Raw genomic sequence first — 21981 nt, forward strand, 5'->3', positions numbered from 1 at the left:
CTCTAATTAAAGCCTTGCCCGGTTCGCCTGTCTCGCATCAATAGACTCATTACACACGATCAATTGGCTCGCCAGCTCACGACCTATCATTTCGCCCAGCAACACAGGAACCGCGTTCCCTATCTGGCGCATCGCTTCGCCCCAAGCGCCTTTTATGACAAAGTTATCCGGGAATGTCTGAATTCGCTTTGCCTCGCACACTGTAAAATAACGGACGCCGCCATCCGGATAGCGAATCATGTTTTCTCCGCCAGGAACTCCGTGGCCTCCCGCCTTGATGGTTTTTGCAGGCCAGTCGATATCGCTGCCCGTGTGGCCGGGATAGGTACGCGCACCGTCATGGAAAACATGGTCTTCAATGCCATGTTGAGTTTCTGGATCAGGGATGCCTTGCAGCGCATCCCTGACCGTGCGCCATGGCACACACTCTGGCTCGAACATGCCGTACTTATCTTTTAAACGAATCACCTTCTCTTGCAGAAGCTCGGTTATCGGCGATCTTTTTGATTTCGGCACGTTGTGACGTTCCCAATATTCACCTGAAACATACATTTCCCAAAGCAGCCTGTCTTCGGAATGTGTTTCTTCGGGAAACGACCAGGACACCTCTAAGTCAGCTCTTATGCCCACGATAACAACCCGTTCCCGCGTTTGTGGGACACCATAATTTGCTGCATTTATTAACTTGAATGAAACGTCGTATTTTGTTCCGGCATAGGTAAGCTGCCCAATGCTGCGAAGGTCAGATAAATGATCCTTCCAGTCTGCATCATGTTTTGCAATAAATCCGGGGTAGGTAAGTCGCAGGATTATGTATTCGAAATAATCCGCAAACGATGCTCTGAGCAAGCCTTTGACGTTCTCAAATATAAAAGCTTTGGGAGTTAGTTGTTCAATCGCCCGAATTGCATAGGGGAACATGTCGCGGCTATCTTGATCCGCTCTATGTTTGCCACCCAATGAAAAGGGTTGGCAAGGCGGGCCACCCGCCACGACATCAACATCGCCCAAGGCATCAAGGTCAAAATCTTTAATATCGCCAAAGAAAACTTTCCCCGCATCAAAGTTTTCATAGAGTGACGAGCAGGCATGTTTATTAAATTCCACAAACGCGGAATGTTGAAAACCAGCAAGCTCCAGCCCCTTGGCCAATCCACCAGCCCCAGAAAATATCTCTAGTGACTTCATGGCTTGCGCTCGATATTTTTGAGGTGATTTTTGATTCTGGAAAGGATGGTGCTTTCTTCGGCATGAGCGCCGTTGCATTTTTCTGCCCAAGTTCGACCCGGATGAATAACATCCCACCCTGATTTTGCTTGCTCATATCGCCCGCTACCGGGGTCGTGGTTTCCGAAGCCATCCACGGCAGTATTCCAGAGCGGCATATTCAATTTGATTAGCGCGGCTTCGATGGTGCTAATCATGTCTGAGCTGGCATCCTCAAAAATAACGAACCGGCACATGAAGTCTTGAAGCTCCAGTCCTTGAACAATATTGATGCTTCGACCATGTTCTCGAAGGCGGCTGATTAACTCTTTGGATTGACTGAGCTGGTTATCGGAAACTCGCGCCTGCCGCCAACCCTTTGGTACAGCCTTGCCAACATAGATTGGATAACTGTAAGACAGTCGATTCAGCTCCGCATATTTTTTGTATGCCGGGTTTTTGCCGGTGTAATAGATAGCGTAAACCCCTGTGCCAAGGAAAGACTCTGGCGGGGGCAGCGTGTGTACGGGAGTGCCGTTAAAGAACCTGATAGCGTCTTTGACTAGCTCGGCAAAAGCGTCGTTTTTGTATACGTGTTCACTTCTGTCGAAAGCTTTTGATTTCATGAATGAGCAATGCGCATGGGCTTATCAGTTTGAATTTTCTCATGTTGGGGTGGCAAATACCACCCCAACTCAAGGTTTCTTCTTGGCCCGTGGATGCGCTGCGTCATAAACTTTTGCCAGATGCTGAAAATCCAGATGCGTGTACACCTGCGTCGTCGAAATGTTCGCATGGCCGAGCATTTCCTGCACCGCGCGCAGGTCGCCGCTGGACTGCAGCACATGGCTGGCAAAGGAATGACGCAACACGTGCGGATGCACTTCCGCCGAAATGCCCAGTTTGAGAGCCCATTGCTTGACGCGGTACTGCACGGCGCGCGGCGTCAGGCGAGTGCCGTTCCTGCCGACGAACAATGTATATTCTTCGGGCTTGGCGAGCTTTTCCCGCTCCGGCAGCCAGTTCCGCACTGCCTCCAGAGCGAAACGGCCCACCGGCACTTCACGGGTCTTGCCGCCCTTGCCGGTGACGCGCACCATGCCGGCGGCGAGATCGATCTGACTTAGCGGCAGATTGACGAGTTCGGAGAGGCGCAGGCCGGAGGAATAGAACAGCTCGAACATCGCCTTGTCGCGCAGGGCAAGGGGGTCGCCATCCGCGGGGATTTCCATCAGGCGCACCGCCTCGTCCGGCGACAGCGCCTGCGGCAAGGCTTTGACGGATTTCGGGGCGCGCAGTCCGGCACAGGGATTGCTGGTAAACCCGTGGTCGCGGGCAAGGTAACCGTAGAAACCCCGCCAGGCGGAGAGCATGCGCGCCAGCGTTTTGCCGCCCAGGCCGCGGCCATGCAATTGCGCGACGAAGCGCCGAATCTGGTGGACTTGCAGCTGATCGAGGGGGGTCTCGCCCGCCAGCCTCAGCAGCTCGGTCACGTCGCGGCCGTAGCTGGTGCAGGTCAGGGGAGACAGGCGGCGCTCGCTGGCGAGATGGCCGAGAAAAGCTTGCAGATAAGTCGCGCCTGAGCTCATGGGATTATCGATGGCGAGGTGAGTCATGTAGGTTGGGTTAGCGGCTTTATCGCGTAACCCAACAAACCCAACCAAAAGTAGGCGCCTCTAGGCGACTTCAAAACCAACATTTAGAAGGAAAATTGGGTTTGTCGGGTTACGGCGCAAAAAGCCGCGCCTAACCCAACCTACATGGCTGATAGCTCTATTTCAGATAGCGCAGCAATGCCGCACTGACCAGTTCACCCAGGCGCTTCAGGTAGAGCGTGCCCATCTCCGGGTAGAAGCGCTGCGCATCTTCGCTGGCCAGGGCCAGCAGGCCGAACGACTGTTCCGAGCGCAGCGCCACGTAGGCGAAGGAGCGCAGGTTCGGGCCGGCCTCGCCGAACCAGGAAGGCGCCTCCTCAAGCAACTGCGGACCGCATTTCGGCGTGATCAGCTCGTCGGCGAAGGCGCACATCTCGATCGTCGCCCCTATGAACTCCGGTCGTGCCGGCAGATCCGCGCCGGCCCAGATACGAATCGCCACGTGAGGCACGTCGAAATCCTCACGCAGATTGAAATAAGCGGTGTTCAGTGCACTGTCCAGATCGCGCGCACCGAGCAGCGACAGGCTGAGGCGGTGCATTTTTTCGCTGATGGCGTCATTTTCCTCGCCGAACTGGATCAACTCCCGCAGCTTGGTTTCCAGCAGCCGGTTCTTGTCGCGCAGCGCCAGCTGCTGGCGCTCGGCGATGGATATCGCCCGGCCCCCGTGGGGGTGGGGGATAAATACTTCCGCCAGCAGCGCGGAATGTTGCTCGAAGAACTCCGGATTTTCCTGCAAATACAGCGCGACCGCTTCCGAATTCATGCTTTTTTTCTCCCCTTGTTCACAAATTTATTTCGCCTTCGAACACCGTCACCGCCGGGCCGGTCATCCTGACCGGTTGCCCCTCTCCTTCCCAGCGGATGATCAACTCACCGCCCCGGGTTGTCACCCGCACCTCGTCATCCAGCAATCCGCGCATGATCCCCGCCACCGCTGCGGCACAGGCACCGGTGCCGCAGGCCAGGGTTTCGCCGGCGCCACGCTCGTAAACCCGCAGCTTGATGCGGTTGCGGTCGAGCACCTGCATGAAGCCCGCGTTAACCCGTGCAGGAAAGCTCGGGTGGCTTTCGATCTGCGGCCCCTCCATGGCAACCGGCGCGCTGTCCGCATCTTCCACCCACTGTACCGCATGAGGGTTGCCCATGGACAGTACGCTGACTTCGGCGAGCTTACCTTCCAGGCCAAGTAAATAGGTCAGCGCACGTTTTTCCGCGAGGAACGGGATCTCCGCCGGCTCGAAGCGCGGCACGCCCATGTTCACCGTCACCTGGCCGTTCGGCTCGAGACGCGGCACAATGATGCCGGAAGCCGTTTCCACGCGAATCTCGGTTTTCGGGCTCAGCCCTTTGTCGTGCACGAAGCGCACGAAGCAGCGCGCGCCGTTGCCGCACTGCTCGACCTCGCCGCCGTCGGCGTTGAAGATGCGGTAGCGGAAATCCGCATCGGGCCGGGTGGCGCGTTCCACCAGCAAGATCTGGTCGCAACCGATGCCGAAATGGCGATCGGCGATGAACTGGAACTGGGCCGGGCTCAAATTCACGCTTTGCGAAATCGCGTCGAACACCACGAAATCGTTGCCCAAGCCGTGCATTTTGGTGAACTTAAGCCGCATGGCAGCAACCCAATATCCACCGCAGAGGCGCAGAGGCGCAGAGTTTTTGTGCGAGTTGGTTTTCTCCGCGCCTCTGCGCCTCTGCGGTTAAAAAATTCACTTTCATTGACATAAAGCCACGTAATCCTTGTAGATGCAGCGATCCATCACCACCGTCATGCCGGCGGCGCGAGCCCGTTCAGCAGCGGCCTCGTTGACGATGCCTTCCTGGATCCAGATTGCCGGCAATTGTAAGGCAATACATTCGTCAACAATAGCGTCCAGATGTTCCGCGGCACGAAACACGTCCACCAGATCGACCGGGCCCGGGATCTCGCGCAAGGACGCGTAGGCCTTCCGCCCCAGAACCTCGGCGGTGGCGGGGCGCACCGGGATGATGTTGAAGCCGAAGCCCTGCATCGCCTTCGCCACGCAATAGCTCGGGCGATCCGGCTTGGGCGACAGCCCGAGCACGGCGATATTCTTGATTTTTTTCAGGAGGACGCGAAGCTCCGCATCGTCCGGATTCTGGAAACTCACAAATTCCCCCATATCAGCAAATGGCGGTTACTCACCGCTTCCACGCGGAAACCGAATAAGCTGGCGTTATACAGCTGCGCTCGCACTTCATCCTGACGATAGGCCGCCAGCAAGGAATTGTGGAAATCCCGGCGCAGCACCGGCGGTGCGTCGGCGGCATAACGCCCGGCAAGCTGCCCCGCCTCGGCGAACGAAGCCGGCCGCATCAAATCCATGATCAGCACGGGCGCGCCGGGCCTTGCCGTCTGTCTTACAGTTTCCCACAGCACCGCCGGATCGTCGAGATGATGCAGCAGGCTATTGCTGATCACGGCATCGAACTGCAGCGCAGCCAGACTCTCATCCGGCAGATAACTCTGCACCAGCTGCAGGCGTTCAGCCATGCCAGCTTCGCGCACCGCCGCGAATCCGCGTTGCAGCATGGCAGCGGAGCCGTCCACGCCGGTCAGGATCGCATCCGGGTATGCCTTGCAGAAGCGGATGCCGACATCCGCCGGTCCGCATCCCAGGTCGAGCACGCGCCCGGCGGCGAAGTCGCGAAAAAGACGGCGGAAATGGGCGACGAAGGCATTGTGCGGCTCGGAAAAATCCGCACTGGCATAGGCTTCAGCCTGCTCGGGGTCGTCCATCAGATCGGGTTCGGGAATGCGTTCCATAATTTCTCTCAAAGCAATCGAACCGCAGGGGACGCGGAGGACGCAGAGGAATTCAAAAGCTTGAAGTAAGAAACGCACCCACCCAATGGGCAGCTCAGCATAACCTGGCAATACCTTGTTTTACCTCTGCGTCCTCCGCGTCCTCTGCGGTAAGCGCCTTTCAGACTCATGGGTAAAATTTCTTTTCTCCCGGCGGGCGGCTCTTGAAACGCTTGTGCAGCCAGAAATACTGCTCCGGCATTTCCCTCACTCGCTCCTCGATGAAGGCGTTCATGCGGCGGGTATCGCTTTCGACATCCTCGCCCGGGAAAGACTCCCAGGCGGGATAGAATTTCAGCACATAGCCGGCACCGCCGGGAAGCTGGCGGGTGACGCAGGGCACCACCGCGGCACCGGTGATTTTCGCCACGCGCGACAGGCCGGTGATGGTGGCGGCGGGCACGCCGAAGAACGGCACGAATACCGCGTCGCGCGCGCCGAAATCCATGTCCGGCAGGTAATAGAACGGAAAGCCCTTGCGCATTGCCCGCACCACCGGCTTGAGCCCGTCCTGGCGCGATGCCATCGGAGAATTGCCGAATCGGGTGCGGGAGTGTAGCAGCAGGGCGTCGAACAACGGATTTTTCTGCCGGCTGTACATCGAAACCAGGGGGTAGTCCGTGGTCAGCCTGACTCCGCCCATGTCCAGACCGACAAAGTGGGGGGCGAGCCAGATCACCGGCTTGTCGGCCACTGCCTGCCAGTGCTCCAGTCCTTCGATGCGGATCAACTTCTGGATGCGCGACTTTGAAGACCACCACAGAATGCCGCGCTCCAGCACGCTCCGGCCGAAGGCGCGAAAATGGCGCCGCACCAGCCGTTCCCTTTCTCCATCGGCCATCTCCGGAAAGCACAGCCGCAGGTTGATGCGCGCCACCCGCCGGCGTTCGCTCCCAAAGGCGTAGAGCAGAAAACCGAAACCCGCGCCGAAACGCGCGAGCACGACTAGCGGCAGGAAATGCAGCAGCCAGATGAGGAAGATGCCTAAGCGAGCCATTGCAAATCAGTAATGGGTAATGGGTGATCGATGATGAATGGAGACGGCTTACTCATTACTCATCGCGCCCTTGGGCACTTTATAGCGGTTATAGCTCCACAAGTACTGCTCGGGTTTTTTACGGATCAACCCTTCCACCGCTCGGTTTATCACCTCTGCAGCCGCGGCGGGATCTTCGGGCAAGTCTTCGGATAGCGCTTCCAGCCATAACTCGTAGCCCGCCCCATGAGGCAGGCGCTCGGCGTAGGCAAAAACGATCGCGGCGCCGGTGGAACGGGCCAGACGCGGCGCCAGCGTCATGGTATAGGCGGGGCGCCCGAGAAAATCCACCCACACCCCTTCGCCTTGGCCCGGCACCTGGTCGGGCAGGATGCCGATCGCCTCGCCCCGCCGCAGCGCCCTGAACAACGCGCGCACGCCGCCAACATCGGTCGGCGCGAGAGTGACCTGTCCACGCTTGCGCCCGGCCTCCATCAACGGCTGCAGCCAGTGCAACCGCGGCGGGCGGTAAAGCACGGTGATCGGGTGGCGGGCGGCGTAATACAGGCTGGTGATCTCGAAACACCCCATGTGCGGCGTCAGAAAAATCAGTCCTTTGCCACGCGCAAGCGCCGCCTCGACATGCTCCCAGCCATGGCACTGCTTCAACAACTGCAATGCCTGCCGTTCCGGGCGCAGCCAGATGGCAGGCAGTTCCAGCACACTCTTGCCCGCTTCGGCCACCACCCGGCGCAGCAGTCCGCCGCATCGGCCCGGCGCGCACACCCCGCTGGCCGTCAGATTTTCCCGCATCCTCGCGGCATAGCGCCGCGAACCCAGATAGGTCGCCCAGCCCGCCGCCGCACCCAGAAAGTGCAGCAGCCAGAGCGGCAGATAAGCAAGGACGCGAAGCAGGGTGGCCATCATCCTAAGGGCTCGTTAATGGATAACTTGAACATTCTGGCTGCACTGGCGGGCGCGCTGCTGCGTTGCCGGTCGCTTGCAGGGAATGGCCATGCGGCGCGCCATGCGCCTTGCATCGCATCCCGCCAGCACACCCATAATTGTCCAAGTTATCCATTAACGAGCCCTGAGGTTTGACTAAAAACCTTTTAAAAAATAGAATTACTGCGCCGCCGTGTTAAAGACAACTTGCGGGCGGGATATAAATACGGCTAAAGCGTCGTCTGCTTCTTACCCCAGAGCCGGCTTCGCCAGCGCATTACGGGGAAACACCTAGATATCCAAGGAGCAGAAATGTTACACGAACACCTCTTTACTTCCGAATCCGTTTCCGAAGGCCATCCCGACAAAGTCGCCGACCAGATCTCCGATTCCGTCCTCGACGCCATTCTAGCGCATGACCCCAAGGCACGGGTAGCCTGCGAAACGCTGGTCAGCACCGGACTGGTCGTTATTTCCGGCGAAATCACCACTCATGCGTCGGTCAACTACATCGACGTCGCGCGCGAAGCCGTCAAGCGCATCGGCTACAACAGCTCGGAAATCGGCTTCGACTACTTTACCTGCGCCGTGCTCACCGCGATCAACCGGCAGTCGCCCGACATCGCGCAGGGCGTGAACCGCTCCCCGGAAGAAGAGATGGACCAGGGCGCCGGCGACCAGGGCCTGATGTTCGGCTACGCCTGCGACGAAACCCCGCAGCTGATGCCGATGCCGATCCATTACGCGCATCGGCTGATGCAGCGCCAGGCCGAACTGCGCAAGGACGGCCGCCTGCCCTGGCTGCGCCCCGACGCCAAGTCCCAGGTCACCATCCGTTATGTAAATGGCAAACCGGCACATGTCGACACCGTGGTGATCTCCACCCAGCACCACCCCGACATTTCCCACGCCGAACTGTCCGAAGCGGTGATCGAGGAAATCGTCAAGCCGATCATCCCGGAAAGCATGCGCGCCGGCGACATCCGCTACCTGATCAACCCCACCGGCCGCTTCGTCGTCGGCGGCCCGATGGGCGACTGCGGCCTGACCGGCCGCAAGATCATCGTCGACACCTACGGCGGTGCCGCGCACCACGGCGGCGGCGCCTTCTCCGGCAAGGACCCGTCCAAGGTCGACCGTTCCGCTGCCTACGCCGGCCGCTATGTCGCGAAGAACATCGTCGCCGCAGGCCTGGCCTCGAAATGCGAAGTGCAAATCGCTTACGCCATCGGCGTCGCCAAGCCGGTGAGCATGATGGTCAACACCTTCGGTACCGGCAAGATCGCCGACGAAAAAATCGTCAAGCTGATCGAAGCCCACTTCGACCTGCGTCCGCGCGCCATCATCCAGTCGCTCGACCTGCTGCGGCCGATTTATGCCAAGACCGCCGCTTACGGCCACTTCGGCCGGGAAGAGCCGGAGTTTACCTGGGAAAACACGGACAAAGCAGACGCCCTGCGGGCGGATGCGGGGCTGTGAGCAAAGCGAACAGTCGTGCCGAAGGCGCATTTGTTCTTGTTTCAGCCGCAGGCTAACGCACGCGAAGCTTGCGTTAAGGCGCAAAGCGCCGGCCGGAGGCAAACCACCGACAAGGCGGAAGCGCTTAAGGCCGACGCCGGGTTGTAGTTTCTTGGTTGGATTTGAAGCCCTGTCTTGAAGAAAGGCAGGGCTTTTTAACGACCTTCGGAGCCCATGTAACCTTTTAGGTTTGAAACCTTTGGGGTTATAATGTGTCTATGGAAAAACGGAAGCCGCACTATCCACTGTCAGCGATTCAGCAAATGGTTGCCGATCCGTCGAACCGGGTATTCACCGGAACCGCTCTTGATGGCGGCTTGGAGATGGGCTTGGAGGAAAGCGAGATGCGGGACGTGGTTTGCCATCTCACCACGCGCAATCTGTTCAAATCGATGACGACGACCCGCGACCCTACCGTTTGGCAAGATGTGTATCACGCCATGACGCCCGTTGGGATTGTTGCCTACATCAAGATCACTGGCTATTTGGATGGTCGGCCACCGGTCATCCAGTTTAAGCGCAAGGAGGACGAATCATGAAGTGCCCTGCATGTGGGTTTGATGAAATGAAACATGGGACTTGGGACAAGGTGGTCTCCTATCGCGGCAAGTCCATGACAGTTCATGCGGTTTCCGGATTCCGCTGTTCTGAATGTGGAGAGGCCGTCTTTGACGATGAAAGCTATGATCGGGTGGCCGCTGCCGGAGATGGGCTGGTGAAAGCTGCCAGGAAGGCTAATCCACCTGAAATTCGCCTGATTCGGGAGCGGCTTGGGCTGACTCAGGCGGAAGCCGGCAAGGTCTTTGGTGGCGGAGTTAATGCGTTTTCACGCTACGAGCGGGGGGAAGCTAAACCTAGCGCCACCATGCGTAAGCTTCTCAAGCTGGCAGAACGACATCCCGAACTTATCAAGGAGATTGCATCGGTTGCCTAAGGAGACGCCGAATAAATCAAATTCCGTCATTCCGGCGAAGGCCGGAATCCAGAAGAATCAACAATCTAGACCCCGGCCTTCGCCGGGGTGACGAATAAATCAGCGGTTCCTTAACAGGGCAAACCACAATTCTTGGTATTTTCGATCAGAAAACCGTGGCCTGTCTTCTGTTCTACTGTCTTGCGAGAGGCAGGGATTTTTTGTTTGGGGCTTTGTGCGCTACGCGCAAATATTTAGGTGCCGGGGGTAGCCCGGCAGGCTAGTTCCTTTCTTTAAACGGCTAAAGAAAGGAACCAAAGAAACCCGCCCCTATCCACCGCCCCTTCGGAGTTCCCTGCGTTGCTCGCCAAGCCGGGCTGCTGCGGAACTCGCGCTTTGCGCTCAAACAGTCCTCGCAGAAATCCCCCGGCTTGGCTGCGCTACTCGGCGGCGGACCAAGGGGACCGAAAGCACCCCCATCCCCATCCTACACCTTCCCCTTGAAGGGGAAGGAACCTCAACACCAACTCCCTCTCCCCAGCGGGGAGAGGGCTGGGGAGAGGGGGAGCACTGGCGAGAATCGCCCACAAAACCCAAATCCCCCTCTGCACCGCCTCGGTTTTCCGGGTGAAGCGGGGGCCGTCGGCTGCGTTTGTCTGAGGCCGAAGGCCGAGTTTAACGCGGCCGCCCGGATTTTCAGGAAAACCGAGGGAAGCCCGAAGGGCCGGCGCGGCAGGGTGCCCTTTTGTTTGGTTACTTGTATTTTGGGCAAGCAAAATAAAGTGACCTGCTGCCGGGCAGCCCCCGGCACCTAAACATCTGCGCATAGCGCGCACAAAACCTGTCACCGCTGACATCTTTTATAGACCTGACCCTGCGCTTGTGTCCGTCAAAGAACTTATTTCTTCTCTAGGACTATTATGTCCTGAGAACTGAGGTTGATCTCTACTGTGTCCATTGGCTCAAAATTGTTCTGAAACCAATTACGCAGTGCTGTACCTCCAAGAACCCTTGCCGTTCCATTATTGTTTACGGTGCGGTTGATTTTTCCATCGATCTCGATGCCAAAACTTCCGAGCCGAAGACGCACCGGGCCAGCGGTCTTTCGGACGTAGCGATCGTAGTCAACAATGACGTTGAAAAATCCTTGATTGAAGTATGTCTGTTGCAACGTAAGTTTGAAGATAGGCATATTTGCCTCCAATCTGTATCAATGCTGATTGGTAACAAACGAATTCATTAGCCAACTAATCCCACAGTTTCTAAATCGAGTAACTGCGCCAACAAGTATTGCCTTGGTATTATTCATAACGTATGACAATTCCAGCCATATTCAGCTGGTCGCGAATCGAAGAGGGCTATTTTTTAGTCTCGCCGCTTCGCGTTTGGCTTTGCCAGCTGAGTTTTCAAGTCCACATCAGGGAAACATAAGCATATGGTCAAGCGACCACGACATTCCATCAGCACTTGAAAGTATACAAACGAATTGTGAGCGTAGATTTGCTCCAAAACTGTTTTGCGCGTCTACATACCCTGAAACAACAAAGTCGGATTTTTTTATTAGCTTAACCAGCTCACTCTTAAGCAACCCCTTGGCAACTTGCTCTTTTCCTTGTGCATGGAAGGTTTTTAGCTTATCCATTACGTCAGGGGTCATAAAATAACCCAGCCTCTTCTCGATCAAAGATATATCACTCGAACCTAATAATATTCCGGAAAGCGCATCAGCCATGTTATCAATCTTTTGGAGTTCTGAATTTTCTCCAGATGTTGTAATCGCGGTAAAATCATGAGCGCTTTGAAAGTCAGCAGTCGCAGGGGATTTGAGCCGTTCTTTTACGAGTTTCTCGCACATATATTTGGCATCTACGGAAGGGTTTTTCTTAGTAGGCCAAAATGCCTGACCCACAGCGCCGATGATGCCAAGAACCACGATGAAACCTATTATTCCTGCGATAGTAAAGGCCGCTATCTTTCCGTATTTATCAGAGGTTTTATTTTTCAGATTTGCCCCACAGTGTGGGCATGATTTAGCCTCAGTTGAAACTTCTTTTCCGCATTCTTTGCAATTGATTAGCGCCATTCCCTGCCCTCCGTAAGAAGACCACTCAATTTAACCCATCGCCATGTGATGTCAACGTTTAATAGGGGGACGTAGTGAGCTAACCCGCATTTCACGGACACTGTTAATCGTGGCGAAAGGGGCCAGGGTCGAATTAACCTGATCCAAGAAAGGCCTCTCGCTGTGTATTGCGCCGCATGAAAATCACCCCCCCCTACTCGCCGATCAAAAACTTACCGGCACCCCGGCTTGTTCACTCGCATACCTCCCCAACGCCGCAAACAACTCCCCCCCATCCCGCGTATCATGCCACCCCCCATCCTTCCACAAAAAATGATACCCCCCCGATTTCGCCGCCACCCAGATTTCCCGTGTAGCGGTTTGCCGGTTGACGATGATCTTGCTGCCATTCTCGAAGCTCAGTTCCAGAACCCCGCCTTTCATTTCGTAATCGATATCCGTGTCGCTGTCGTCCAGTGACTGCTCGATTCTGGCCAGGGTTTCGTCCGCCAGTTTGTTGAATTCGCTCTCGGTCATTTCGATATTTCCTTGTGATAAGATGATGCGCAAACCTACAGTCTTCCGAGAATAATATGCGCCTCGTTTTTTTACCAGTTCTGCTTGTTATCCTGCTCCAGGGTTGCGGCCACAAAGGCCCGCTCTATCTGCCCGCACCTGAGCAGAAACCCGCCGCCAATGCACCCGCCGCACCGCAATCCGTTGCCGAGGAGAAAAAGCCATGAAATTCTTCTCCCGCCATGATGCCGAATTGTGCGTCGAATCCGTTCCTCTTTCCCGCATTGCCGAAGAATTCGGCACGCCCTGTTACGTCTATTCCCATGCCGCACTAACCGCAGCCTACCAGAGTTTCGACTCGGCCTTCGCCGAGCGCGAGCACCTGATCTGCTACGCGGTGAAGGCCAATTCCAGCCTCGCCATTCTGAATCTTTTCGCGCGCCTCGGCGCGGGATTCGACATCGTTTCCGGCGGTGAACTGGCGCGGGTTCTGGCGGCGGGCGGCGAGGCGAAAAAGGTGGTGTTTTCCGGCGTCGGCAAGACCGCGGATGAAATGCGCCAGGCGCTCGAAGCGGGCATCCTGTGCTTCAACGTCGAATCGGAAAGCGAGCTGGAACGCCTGAATAAAGTGGCCGGCGAAATGGGCCGGCGCGCGCCGGTCAGTTTGCGCGTCAATCCCGACGTCGACCCGAAAACGCATCCCTATATTTCCACCGGGCTGAAGGGCAACAAATTCGGCATCGCCTATACCGATGCCGTCCGGCTTTACTGCAAGGCGCGCGACCTGCCGCACCTGGAAGTGGTCGGCATCGACTGTCATATCGGCTCGCAGATCACCGAGGTTACCCCCTTTGCCGATGCCCTCGACAAGATCCTGCTGCTGATCGATGCCTTGGCAAAAGAAGGCATCGCGATTCATCACCTCGATCTCGGCGGCGGTCTGGGAATTTGCTACAGCGACGAAACGCCGCCGCCAGTGGCCGACTACGCAGACACGCTGCTGGAAAAACTCGCCGATCGCAAGTTCAAGATTCTGCTCGAACCCGGCCGCGTATTGGTAGGCAACGCCGGTCTACTGCTCACCAAAGTGGAATATCTCAAGCACGGCGAAACGAAAAATTTCGCCCTCGTCGATGCCGCGATGAACGACCTGATGCGCCCCGCGCTCTACGATGCCTATCACGCGATTCTTCCCGTCAAGGAAAACACCGGCGTTACGCAGCGCTATGAAATCGTCGGCCCGGTATGCGAGAGCGGCGACTTTCTTGGCCATGATCGCCTCCTGCACCTCGCCGAAGGCGACCTGCTGGCGGTGATGTCGGCAGGGGCATATGGCATGAGCATGAGCTCCAACTACAACACTCGACCGCGCGCTGCCGAAATTATGGTGCAGAAAAACAACACGCATTTGATTCGTGAACGAGAAAAAATTTCACAATTATTCGCGCTGGAACGACTACTCCCCTGAGTGTTTTTCATGTTCCACACATCCACGTTCCGGAAATAATATAGCCCATCAACGTTGCCCATGGCCGATGTAGGCCATTGTCATTTCAATGCCCGCCACATCTTCCCCGAAAAAAACTCAGCCCAACCTCTCGTAAGCCCGTCTATTTCCAATGATTTTCTTTTCGCAAACCCATTTTATCTGTTGTGCATTTTCAAATAATTGGAATAGAATTTGAGCGCAAGGCGGAAACATGCTCTCGGTCATGCAGTCCTAACGGGAGGAACGACAAGGTTACACAATCAGTTGTTCAGTACTGCCGCTTTATTTTGGATTTGCTAAGGCACCAAAATAAAAATGTACTCGAGATAACTTTCTACGATAAGGAGTCAGCAAATGGCAACAAAGAAAGCGACCAAATCTCCCGCCCAGGCACCCGCCAAAGCGACCGCAACCAAACCTGTCACCAAGGCCGCACCGGTTGCCGCAGCGAAAGCTGCCGCCAAGCCCGCAACAGCAACCAAGGCCACCGCAGCTAAAAAAGCGCCGGTTAAAAAAGCCGCCGCTGCAAAACCCGCCGCCAAGAAAACAGCAAGCAAGGCCACTGCCACCAAAACCGTAGCCAAAACGGCAGCCAAGAAGCCGGCAGCTACAGTCAAAAAAGCAACGGCAACCAAAGCGCCCGCAGCCAAAAAAGCGCCGGTTAAAAAAGCCGCTGCTGCAAAACCAGCCGCCAAGAAAACAGCAACCAAAACCGTAGCCAAAACAGCAGCGAAAAAACCCGCGGTAGCCGCCAAGAAACCCGCAGCGGCTGTCAAGAAAGCAGCCACAACCAAAGCTGCTCCCGCGAAAAAAGCGCCGGTTAAAAAAGTTGCCGCCAAACCCACTGCGAAACCTGCGGCTAAAAAAACCGTCGCCCAAAAAGCCCCGGTTAAAAAAGCTGCCGCAAAGCCTGCAGCAGCTCCCGCAGCAGCAGCGGGAAAGTAGTCAACTCTAGTCCGGCATAACGGCGGGTTTTAACCCCCGCCGTTATGCTTTATTTTCCCCGTATAAGATTCTCCCTCCGCTCAAAAAACATTCCCCGCAATATTGACCGACCGGTCAGTCAGTGCTAATTTGTCTTCTGTTTTCCTGACTTAGCGAGACCGGCTGTGCCTCTGGTAGAACCCACCCCCAACTTGTCTGCGACTGGCCAGGATGCGGTCGAGCGTATCCTGGCCGCGGCCAAGAATCTGTTTGCCGAATCCGGCTTCGACGCGATATCGATGAATGCCATTGCGGAGCTCGCTGGCGTCAGCAAGGCCAATGTCTTTCATCACTTCAAATCGAAGAACGCGCTTTATCTCGAAGTGCTGAAAACCGCCTGCAGCGAGCCCGGCAGTCAGATCGATCAACTCGGCAATGGCTCCGGCGCCTTGATCGAGCGCCTGCGCGACTTCTCGCAATCGCATCTGGCCAACATCCTGCGGGACGAAAAAATCTCCCGGCTGGTCCAGCGCGACTTGCTGGAAAACGGCCCGCAACGAGGCAAAGAATTCGCCGAGCAGGTATTCGGTCAGAATTTCGCGCGCCTGGTGGAGATCCTGCGCACCGGCCAGAAAAAAGGTGAACTGCGCAAGGGCATAGATCCCGCCATGCTGGCCACGCTGCTGATCGGCGCCGATGTGTTCTTTTTCCAGTCGCGCGAGGTGTTACGCCATTTTCCTGACGTCCACTTCACCGATACGCCGGAAAGTTACAGTGCAATGCTGGTGGATATTCTGCTACGCGGCATTCTGCCCAAACCCTGATGAACCCCTGGACTAACAACATGCGAACAACCCCATCGATCCTGATCCCCTGCCTGCTTGGCGTAGCCCTGCTGCTGCCGGGCTGCGCGAAAAAGCCCGAAGAACAGAAGAAAGGCCCGACCGCCGCGATCATCACCGTCACCCAGGCGCAATCCCGCGCCATGCAGGTGCTGGAGCAGTCAGTCGGCGAGGTGGACAGTGCCACCGCGCCCAAGGTGGGTGCCGAAGTGGCGGGACGCATTATCAAGGTCTATGTGGAAATCGGTGCGCCGGTCAAGAAGGGACAATTGCTGGCCGAAATCGATGCCACCGATTTTTCCTCCGACTCAAAGCGGCTGGAAGCCCAGGCAACCAGCCAGCGCAAGCTGACCGAACGGTATCGCGAATTGGCCAAAAAGGGCTTTATTTCGCCCTCCCTGCTGGAAGGCTATGAAGCCCAGAACGTCGCCGCGCGCGAACAATACACCCGTGCCGCCAAGAATCTTTCCCGCACCCGCATCGTGTCGCCGGTGGATGGACGGGTCGACGACCGCATGGTTTCGGTGGGCGACTGGATCGATCTCGGCAAGCCGGTGTTCCAGCTTTCAACCAGCGAGAGTCTGCGCATCCGCCTGCCGTTCCCTGAAACTGCGGCGCAGCGCATCAAAATTGGCCAGGTGGTCAAGCTTTCCACACCAACCGCACCGGATGCTACCGTGACCGGCAAGATCGAACAGGTGCGGCCGATGGTGGGCAGCACCAACCGCGCTTTCGACGCCGTGGTGGATGTGAAGAACCCGGGCGGCTGGAAACCGGGCGCTTCGGTCAACGGGGCGGTCGTCGTCGAGGAGCATGCAGGGGCGGTCAGCGTGCCGGAGGTAAGCGTGGTGCTGCGGCCTGCAGGCAAGGTGGTCTACGTGATCGAGAACGGCAAGGCGGTTCAGCACGTCGTCACCACCGGGGTCACCCAGAACGGTCAGGTGGAAATCCTGCAAGGGCTCAAGGCGGGCGAAAGGGTGGCGGTGGACGGCGCGGGCTTCCTCACGGACAAGGCCGCGGTCAGCGTCAAGGAAGCGAACGGCAATAAAGGCGCACAGAAATGACCTTGCCCGAACTTTCCATCAAACGCCACGTGCTGGCGTTCATGCTGTCCGCCGTGCTGGTGCTGTTCGGCTACATCAGCTATCAGCGCATCGGCATGGATCGCTTCCCCTATATCGAGTTTCCCATCGTCTCGATCTCCACCACGCTGAAGGGCGCCAACCCCGACATCGTCGACGCCAGCATCACCAACGTGCTCGAGACGTCGATCAACAGCGTGCCCGGCATCGAGCACATCCAGTCCAGCTCCTCGCCTGGCGTATCGGTGATCAACATCACCTTCAGCCTGGACAAGAAAGTCGATGTCGCCTTCAACGAGGTGCAGGCCAAGGTCAACCAGGTCTTGCGCCGTTTGCCCAAGGATGCCGACCCCCCCGTCGTCGCCAAGGTCGAGACCAATGCCATGCCGATCATGTGGCTGGCGCTGCGCGGCGACCGTACCCAGCAGCAACTCAACCAGTACGGCGTCAACGTCATCAAGAAGCGCCTGGAAACGATCGACGGCGTGGGCGAGGTGCGCCTGGGCGGGCGGCGCGACCGCACCATCCGCGTCAACCTGCTGCCGGCGAAGATGACCGCGTTCAAGGTCACCGCCCAGGATATCAACACCGCCTTTGCCAACGAGCATGTCCAGCTCGCCGGCGGTTTTCTGGTGGGCCAGAAAACCGAAAACCTGATCAAGCTCGACCTGGAATTTCACCGCCTCGACGAGCTGGAAAAAATGATCGTTGCCTACCGCGATGGCTCGCCGGTACGTCTCCGGGATATTGCCGAAGTCGAGGATGGTCTGGCCGATTACCGGCAGCTCGCGCGCTTCATGGGCCAGACCACCATCGGCCTGGGCATCGTCAAGGTCACCAACACCAACACCGTGGCGATTGTCGACGCGATCAAGAAACGCCTGGAAACCGAGATCATCCCGCAATTGCCGCCGGGCATGACGCTGGACGTCGTCTCCAACGACGCGATCTTCATCCAGGAAATCATCGACTCCCTTAAGGAACACCTGATCGAAGGCACCCTGCTGGCCTCGCTGGTCGTCTGGCTGTTCCTGCGCAGCATGCGCTCCACCCTGATCGTCGCCACGGCTATCCCGGTGTCGCTGATGGGCGCGGTGGCGGTGATCTACTTCTTCGGCTACACCCTCAATTCTCTCACCATGCTCGCCCTGCTGCTGCTGATCGGCGTGGTGGTGGACGACGCCATCGTAGTGTTGGAGAACATCTTCCGCCACCGCGAGGAAATCGACGCCGACCCGGTCACCGCCGCCATCAACGGCAGCCGCGAAGTGATGTTCGCGGTGATTGCCGCAACGCTGTCCCTGGTATCGATTTTCGCGCCGGTGATTTTCCTCGGCGGCATCATCGGCCAGTTCTTCAAATCCTTCGCGGTGGTGGTGACCTTCGGCGTGCTGGTGTCCCTGTTCGTGTCGCTCACGCTGACGCCGATGCTGTGCTCGCGCTACCTCAAGGTACAAAAGCGGCACGGGCGCATGTATTACGTCCTGGATCGCTTCTTTCACGGCATGGACAACCTGTACCGCTACCTGCTCGACAAGGCGCTGCGCCACCGCTGGTGGGTGGTGGCGTTGACCCTGGCGACCGTAGTGGCGAGCAGCTATTTCTTCATCAACGTGGGCAAGACCTTCGTCCCCGACGAGGACGAAGGCCGCTTCCTGGTGAATCTAAGAACCCCGCTCGGTTCCAGCATCGAATATACCAACAGCCGTTTGCGCATGGTCGAGGAACTGCTGTTCCGCCACAAGGAAATCGTCACCGAGTTTGCCCTGATCGGATTGGGCAGTGCGGGACAGGTCAACCAGGGGATGGTGGTGGTGCGCATGGCGCCGCGCGGCGAGCGTAAAATCAAGCAGCAGGACGTGATTCCCGTGATCCGCAAGGAGCTGGCGCAAATCCCCGGTGCGCGCGCTTTCGCCGCTCCCTACCCGATGATCGGCGGCCAGCGCGGCGAGCCTTTGCAGTTCGTGATCAACGGACCCAATCTCGACGAAGTGGGGCGCCTGGCCAATATACTGCAGCAAACCCTTTCGGCCGATCCCGGCTTGGGGCGCATGGACCTCGATTTGCAGCTCGACCTGCCGCAACTCGTCCTCAATCCTGACCGCACCCGGATTGCTTCTGCGGGGCTGACGACCCAGGACGTGGCGCTGGCGCTCAACATGCTCTCCGGCGGTGTGGACATCGCCAAATACAACGACGAACCGGGCGACGGTCAGCGCTACGACATCCGGGTCAAGGCCAAGGACGGCGAATTCAGGCAGCCTTCCGATCTGAACAAAGTTTACCTGCGTTCCCGCGATGGATCGCTGGTGCGCCTGGACACCGTGGCGAACGTGAAGCAGACACTGGGACCTGCAATCATCGGACGATTCGACCTGCAATATGCCGCCACCTTCTACGGCACACCCACCATCCCGCTCGGCGACGCAGTGAATAAAGTGAAAACCGCCGCTGCAAATGTCCTGCCGATGGGCTATAGCGTGAAAATGATCGGCCAGGCGGAAGAGTTCGGCAAGACTGTGCAGAACATGATCTTCGCCTTCTCCCTGGCGATGGTCCTGCTCTACATGGTGCTGGCGAGCCAGTTCAACTCCTTCATCCAGCCCTTCATCATCATGGTGGCGCAGCCGCTCGCGATCATCGGCGGGGTGATGGCCTTGTGGCTGTTCAACCATACCCTCAACATCTACTCGATGATCGGCCTGGTGCTGCTGATCGGTCTGGTGGCGAAGAACTCCATCCTGCTGGTGGATCTCACCAACCAGCGGCGCTCGGAGGGCAAGGGCATCGACGAGGCGCTCTCCGAGGCTTGCCCGATCCGGATGCGGCCGGTGCTGATGACCTCGATGACGGTGATCCTGGCCCTGCTGCCCGCAGCGCTGGGCCTGGGAGCCGGCGCCGAGACCAACGGCCCGCTGGCGGTAGCGGTGATCGGCGGCATGATCACCTCGACCCTGCTCACCCTGGTGGTGGTGCCGGCAGTGTATTCGCTGGTCGAACACGGACTGGCAAGCTACAAGCAAAAGCATTCGGCCAACAACCCGGCGTAATTCGATCCGTCAAGGGCTCTCGTCCTATGCGACCCCAATGGGCGTGTAGGGGAAGCTCTTGCGGAGTCGTATGCAGGGATAACACCACGGCGCTGGATAATGGTAGGCTAACAGCGTCCCTACCCTTCTTCCTGCTCAACATGGATGTCGTCTTGATTCTGGCAGTCGTTGCGGTGATGATCGTGCTGCTGTTCGATTACACCAACGGCTTTAATGACGCCGCCAATATCGTCGCCACGGTGATCGCCTCGCATGCCATGACGCCGGCGCAGGCCGTGCTGATCGTCGGCTTTTTCGAGTTCCTCGGGCCGCTGCTGGGCGGCACGGCAGTCGCCAACACCATCGGCAGCTTCATCACCCTGGGCGACCTGGAGGCCACGGTATCGCTCACCATCATCCTGTGCGGGCTGGCAGGCGCCATCGCCTGGAATCTGCTGACCTGGTGGCGCGGCATCCCTTCCTCCTCCTCGCATGCATTGGTGGGCGGCCTGGCCGGTGCCGTGGTGGTTGCTGTCGGCGCCGACCATGTAGCATGGGGATTCGGCGAACTGTTCCAGAACGGACACTTCACCGGGATCACCAAATTGCTGCTGGCCTTGGTGCTGTCGCCGCTGGCCGGTTTCTGGGCGGGATTCTTTTTGCACCGCCTGATGCTGTTTCTGCTGCGCGGCGCGAAGCCGACGATCAACCGCAATTTACGCCGCGTCCAGTTTCTCACCGCAGCCGGCCTGGCCTTTTCCCACGGCGCCAACGACGCACAGAAAAGCATGGGCATCCTCACCCTGGTGCTGCTCGTGGGCGGCTTTATCCATGAATTCGCCGTGCCGTTCTGGGTGATGCTGGCTTGCGCCACGTCGATCACGCTGGGCATCATGTCCGGAGGCTGGCGCATCGTGCGCACCCTCGGCTTCGCCATCTACAAGGTGCGCCCGCTGCATGCGCTGGATTCCCAACTGACTTCTGCGGGCGTGATTTTCGCCGCCTCCCTGGTCGGCGCGCCGGTTTCCACCACTCATGTGGTCGCCACCTCGATCATGGGCATTGGTGCCTCGGAGCGCCCCAAGGCGGTGCGCTGGGCAAAAGCTGAAGAAATCTCGATAACCTGGCTGATCACCATTCCCGGTGCGGCAATGGTGGCGATCACATGTTATTTCATGGTGCAGATGACCATGAAATTGATAGGATAAGAATCATGAGCGAACAATCCAAATCCTTCTTCCCGGCCCTCTTCGATCGCGTGTTTCCGAAAACGCCCGACTTCTTCAAGCTGCTGACCGAGCAATGCCAGCAGGTCAGCCATTCGGTTGACGACTTGGTCGAATTCATGAAAACCGGAAACAAGGAATTGGGGAAAAAAATCAAGCAGGATGAGCATGAAGCCGACCTCATCAAAATACGCAACCTCCATGCCCTGAACGAGGCCTTCTCCACCCCGATCGACCGGGAGGACATTTACCGGGCGATCGCCGATCTCGACCGGATCGTGACCTACTGCAAAACCACCGTCAGCGAAATGGACGTGCTTGGCGTGACGCCGGATACCTTCATCGTGGAAAAATCCAAGCTGCTGCAAGAAGGCGTAGACGCTCTGGTGGCAGGTTTCGGCAAGTTGGGGAGCAATCCCCTGACCGCAGCGGAGGATGCCGACAAGGCGCGCAAGGCGCAGCGGCGAGTCGAAAGGCTATATCGCATCGCCCTGGCTGAATTATTCAAGGGCGACGACTACATCAACATGTTCAAGCGCCGCGAAATCTATCGCCACCTCTCCAACGCCGCCCACAACATGGCGCACTGCGCCAATACCCTGCACGATATTATCGTGAAGATGTGTTAACCTAAAAAAAGCAATTCAGCCACGGATTAACACAGATATACACAGATTATCAATGAGTTACCATTCTCATTCCAATCACCTTTTGGGTGAGGTGAAAATCCTCAACAACACATTGTTTTGTCTGTGTTAATCCGTGTTT

23 protein-coding genes are annotated in these 21981 nt (G+C 57.6%); 10 read left to right on the forward strand and 13 right to left on the reverse strand.

Translation table 11 applies throughout. The annotated features are described in order from the left end of the window. Positions 1–6: 6 nt before the first annotated feature. The 9 genes from VMV64_RS14490 to VMV64_RS14530 form a co-directional block, all read right to left on the reverse strand. On the reverse strand, positions 7–1188 hold the full coding sequence (locus VMV64_RS14490; protein ID WP_325331583.1) for a DNA cytosine methyltransferase: 1182 nt from the start codon (positions 1186–1188) through the stop codon (positions 7–9). Further along, on the reverse strand, positions 1185–1832 hold the full coding sequence (locus VMV64_RS14495; RefSeq protein ID WP_325331585.1) for an Eco29kI family restriction endonuclease: 648 nt from the start codon (positions 1830–1832) through the stop codon (positions 1185–1187). Before VMV64_RS14495 ends, VMV64_RS14490 begins: the two co-directional genes overlap by 4 nt. Positions 1833–1901: 69 nt before the next feature. Then, positions 1902–2795 (reverse strand): tyrosine recombinase XerC, encoded by an 894-nt coding sequence (gene xerC / locus VMV64_RS14500; protein ID WP_325331587.1) that lies wholly within the window; start codon positions 2793–2795, stop codon positions 1902–1904. Positions 2796–2979: 184 nt separating this feature from the next. Beyond that, a complete protein-coding gene (locus VMV64_RS14505; RefSeq protein WP_325331589.1) occupies positions 2980–3627 on the reverse strand; it encodes a DUF484 family protein in 648 nt (215 codons plus the stop codon). Between the two features lie 19 nt (positions 3628–3646). Further along, a complete protein-coding gene (dapF, locus tag VMV64_RS14510) occupies positions 3647–4477 on the reverse strand; it encodes a diaminopimelate epimerase (protein ID WP_325331591.1) in 831 nt (276 codons plus the stop codon). A 102-nt stretch (positions 4478–4579) separates the two neighbouring features. Next, complete coding sequence (locus VMV64_RS14515) at positions 4580–4996, reverse strand: CoA-binding protein (protein ID WP_325331593.1); 417 nt, start codon at positions 4994–4996, stop codon at positions 4580–4582. After that, positions 4993–5652: a class I SAM-dependent methyltransferase gene (locus tag VMV64_RS14520; protein WP_325331594.1), complete on the reverse strand. Its 660-nt coding sequence runs from the start codon at positions 5650–5652 to the stop codon at positions 4993–4995. The genes VMV64_RS14515 and VMV64_RS14520 overlap by 4 nt, the downstream gene beginning before the upstream one ends. 166 nt (positions 5653–5818) lie before the next feature. Then, the gene (locus VMV64_RS14525) at positions 5819–6688 is read right to left on the reverse strand and encodes a lipid A biosynthesis acyltransferase (RefSeq protein ID WP_325331596.1); all 870 of its coding nucleotides are present in this window, start codon (positions 6686–6688) and stop codon (positions 5819–5821) included. Positions 6689–6736: 48 nt separating this feature from the next. Then, a complete protein-coding gene (locus VMV64_RS14530) occupies positions 6737–7594 on the reverse strand; it encodes a lysophospholipid acyltransferase family protein (RefSeq protein ID WP_325331598.1) in 858 nt (285 codons plus the stop codon). A gap of 330 nt (positions 7595–7924) precedes the next feature. Between VMV64_RS14530 and metK the strand changes: the two genes are divergently transcribed. The 3 genes from metK to VMV64_RS14545 all read left to right on the forward strand — a co-directional run bounded on the left by metK (position 7925) and on the right by VMV64_RS14545 (position 10064). Continuing rightward, a complete protein-coding gene (gene metK / locus VMV64_RS14535) occupies positions 7925–9091 on the forward strand; it encodes a methionine adenosyltransferase (protein ID WP_325331600.1) in 1167 nt (388 codons plus the stop codon). Positions 9092–9348: 257 nt separating this feature from the next. Then, on the forward strand, positions 9349–9669 hold the full coding sequence (locus VMV64_RS14540; protein WP_325331602.1) for a type II toxin-antitoxin system MqsR family toxin: 321 nt from the start codon (positions 9349–9351) through the stop codon (positions 9667–9669). Then, positions 9666–10064 carry a type II TA system antitoxin MqsA family protein gene (locus tag VMV64_RS14545; protein WP_325331604.1) on the forward strand — a complete coding sequence of 133 codons (399 nt, stop codon included), beginning with the start codon at positions 9666–9668 and terminating at the stop codon, positions 10062–10064. The genes VMV64_RS14540 and VMV64_RS14545 overlap by 4 nt, the downstream gene beginning before the upstream one ends. An 877-nt stretch (positions 10065–10941) precedes the next feature. Here VMV64_RS14545 and VMV64_RS14550 read toward each other — a convergent pair. The 3 genes from VMV64_RS14550 to cyaY all read right to left on the reverse strand — a co-directional run bounded on the left by VMV64_RS14550 (position 10942) and on the right by cyaY (position 12642). After that, complete coding sequence (locus VMV64_RS14550; RefSeq protein WP_325331606.1) at positions 10942–11235, reverse strand: hypothetical protein; 294 nt, start codon at positions 11233–11235, stop codon at positions 10942–10944. A 225-nt stretch (positions 11236–11460) separates the two neighbouring features. After that, complete coding sequence (locus VMV64_RS14555) at positions 11461–12126, reverse strand: zinc ribbon domain-containing protein (protein WP_325331608.1); 666 nt, start codon at positions 12124–12126, stop codon at positions 11461–11463. Positions 12127–12330: 204 nt separating this feature from the next. Continuing rightward, a complete protein-coding gene (cyaY, locus tag VMV64_RS14560; RefSeq protein WP_325331610.1) occupies positions 12331–12642 on the reverse strand; it encodes an iron donor protein CyaY in 312 nt (103 codons plus the stop codon). A gap of 56 nt (positions 12643–12698) precedes the next feature. On the opposite strand from cyaY, the gene lptM reads away from it, so the two are divergent. Further along, positions 12699–12848, forward strand: coding sequence for an LPS translocon maturation chaperone LptM (gene lptM, locus VMV64_RS14565; RefSeq protein WP_325331612.1), 150 nt, complete (start codon positions 12699–12701; stop codon positions 12846–12848). Then, entirely contained in the window at positions 12845–14089 is a 1245-nt protein-coding gene (lysA, locus tag VMV64_RS14570; protein WP_325331614.1) for a diaminopimelate decarboxylase, read from the forward strand. The genes lptM and lysA overlap by 4 nt, the downstream gene beginning before the upstream one ends. 368 nt (positions 14090–14457) lie before the next feature. Here the strand turns inward: lysA and VMV64_RS14575 are convergent, their stop codons facing one another. Next, complete coding sequence (locus VMV64_RS14575; RefSeq protein WP_325331616.1) at positions 14458–14955, reverse strand: hypothetical protein; 498 nt, start codon at positions 14953–14955, stop codon at positions 14458–14460. A gap of 264 nt (positions 14956–15219) precedes the next feature. On the opposite strand from VMV64_RS14575, the gene VMV64_RS14580 reads away from it, so the two are divergent. The 5 genes from VMV64_RS14580 (at position 15220) to VMV64_RS14600 (ending at position 21842) form a co-directional block, all read left to right on the forward strand. Then, on the forward strand, positions 15220–15858 hold the full coding sequence (locus VMV64_RS14580) for a TetR/AcrR family transcriptional regulator (RefSeq protein ID WP_325331618.1): 639 nt from the start codon (positions 15220–15222) through the stop codon (positions 15856–15858). A 20-nt stretch (positions 15859–15878) separates the two neighbouring features. Continuing rightward, positions 15879–16940, forward strand: a complete 1062-nt coding sequence (locus VMV64_RS14585) for an efflux RND transporter periplasmic adaptor subunit (RefSeq protein ID WP_325331620.1) — start codon at positions 15879–15881, stop codon at positions 16938–16940. After that, positions 16937–20008 carry an efflux RND transporter permease subunit gene (locus tag VMV64_RS14590; RefSeq protein ID WP_325331622.1) on the forward strand — a complete coding sequence of 1024 codons (3072 nt, stop codon included), beginning with the start codon at positions 16937–16939 and terminating at the stop codon, positions 20006–20008. Before VMV64_RS14585 ends, VMV64_RS14590 begins: the two co-directional genes overlap by 4 nt. A 152-nt stretch (positions 20009–20160) precedes the next feature. Beyond that, positions 20161–21195, forward strand: coding sequence for an inorganic phosphate transporter (locus VMV64_RS14595; protein WP_325331624.1), 1035 nt, complete (start codon positions 20161–20163; stop codon positions 21193–21195). A gap of 5 nt (positions 21196–21200) precedes the next feature. Next, positions 21201–21842, forward strand: a complete 642-nt coding sequence (locus VMV64_RS14600) for a DUF47 domain-containing protein (RefSeq protein ID WP_325331626.1) — start codon at positions 21201–21203, stop codon at positions 21840–21842. Positions 21843–21981 lie beyond the last annotated feature (139 nt).

Origin of the sequence: Sulfuricella sp., assembly GCF_035531155.1 — a bacterium.
GTDB lineage: Bacteria > Pseudomonadota > Gammaproteobacteria > Burkholderiales > Sulfuricellaceae > Sulfuricella.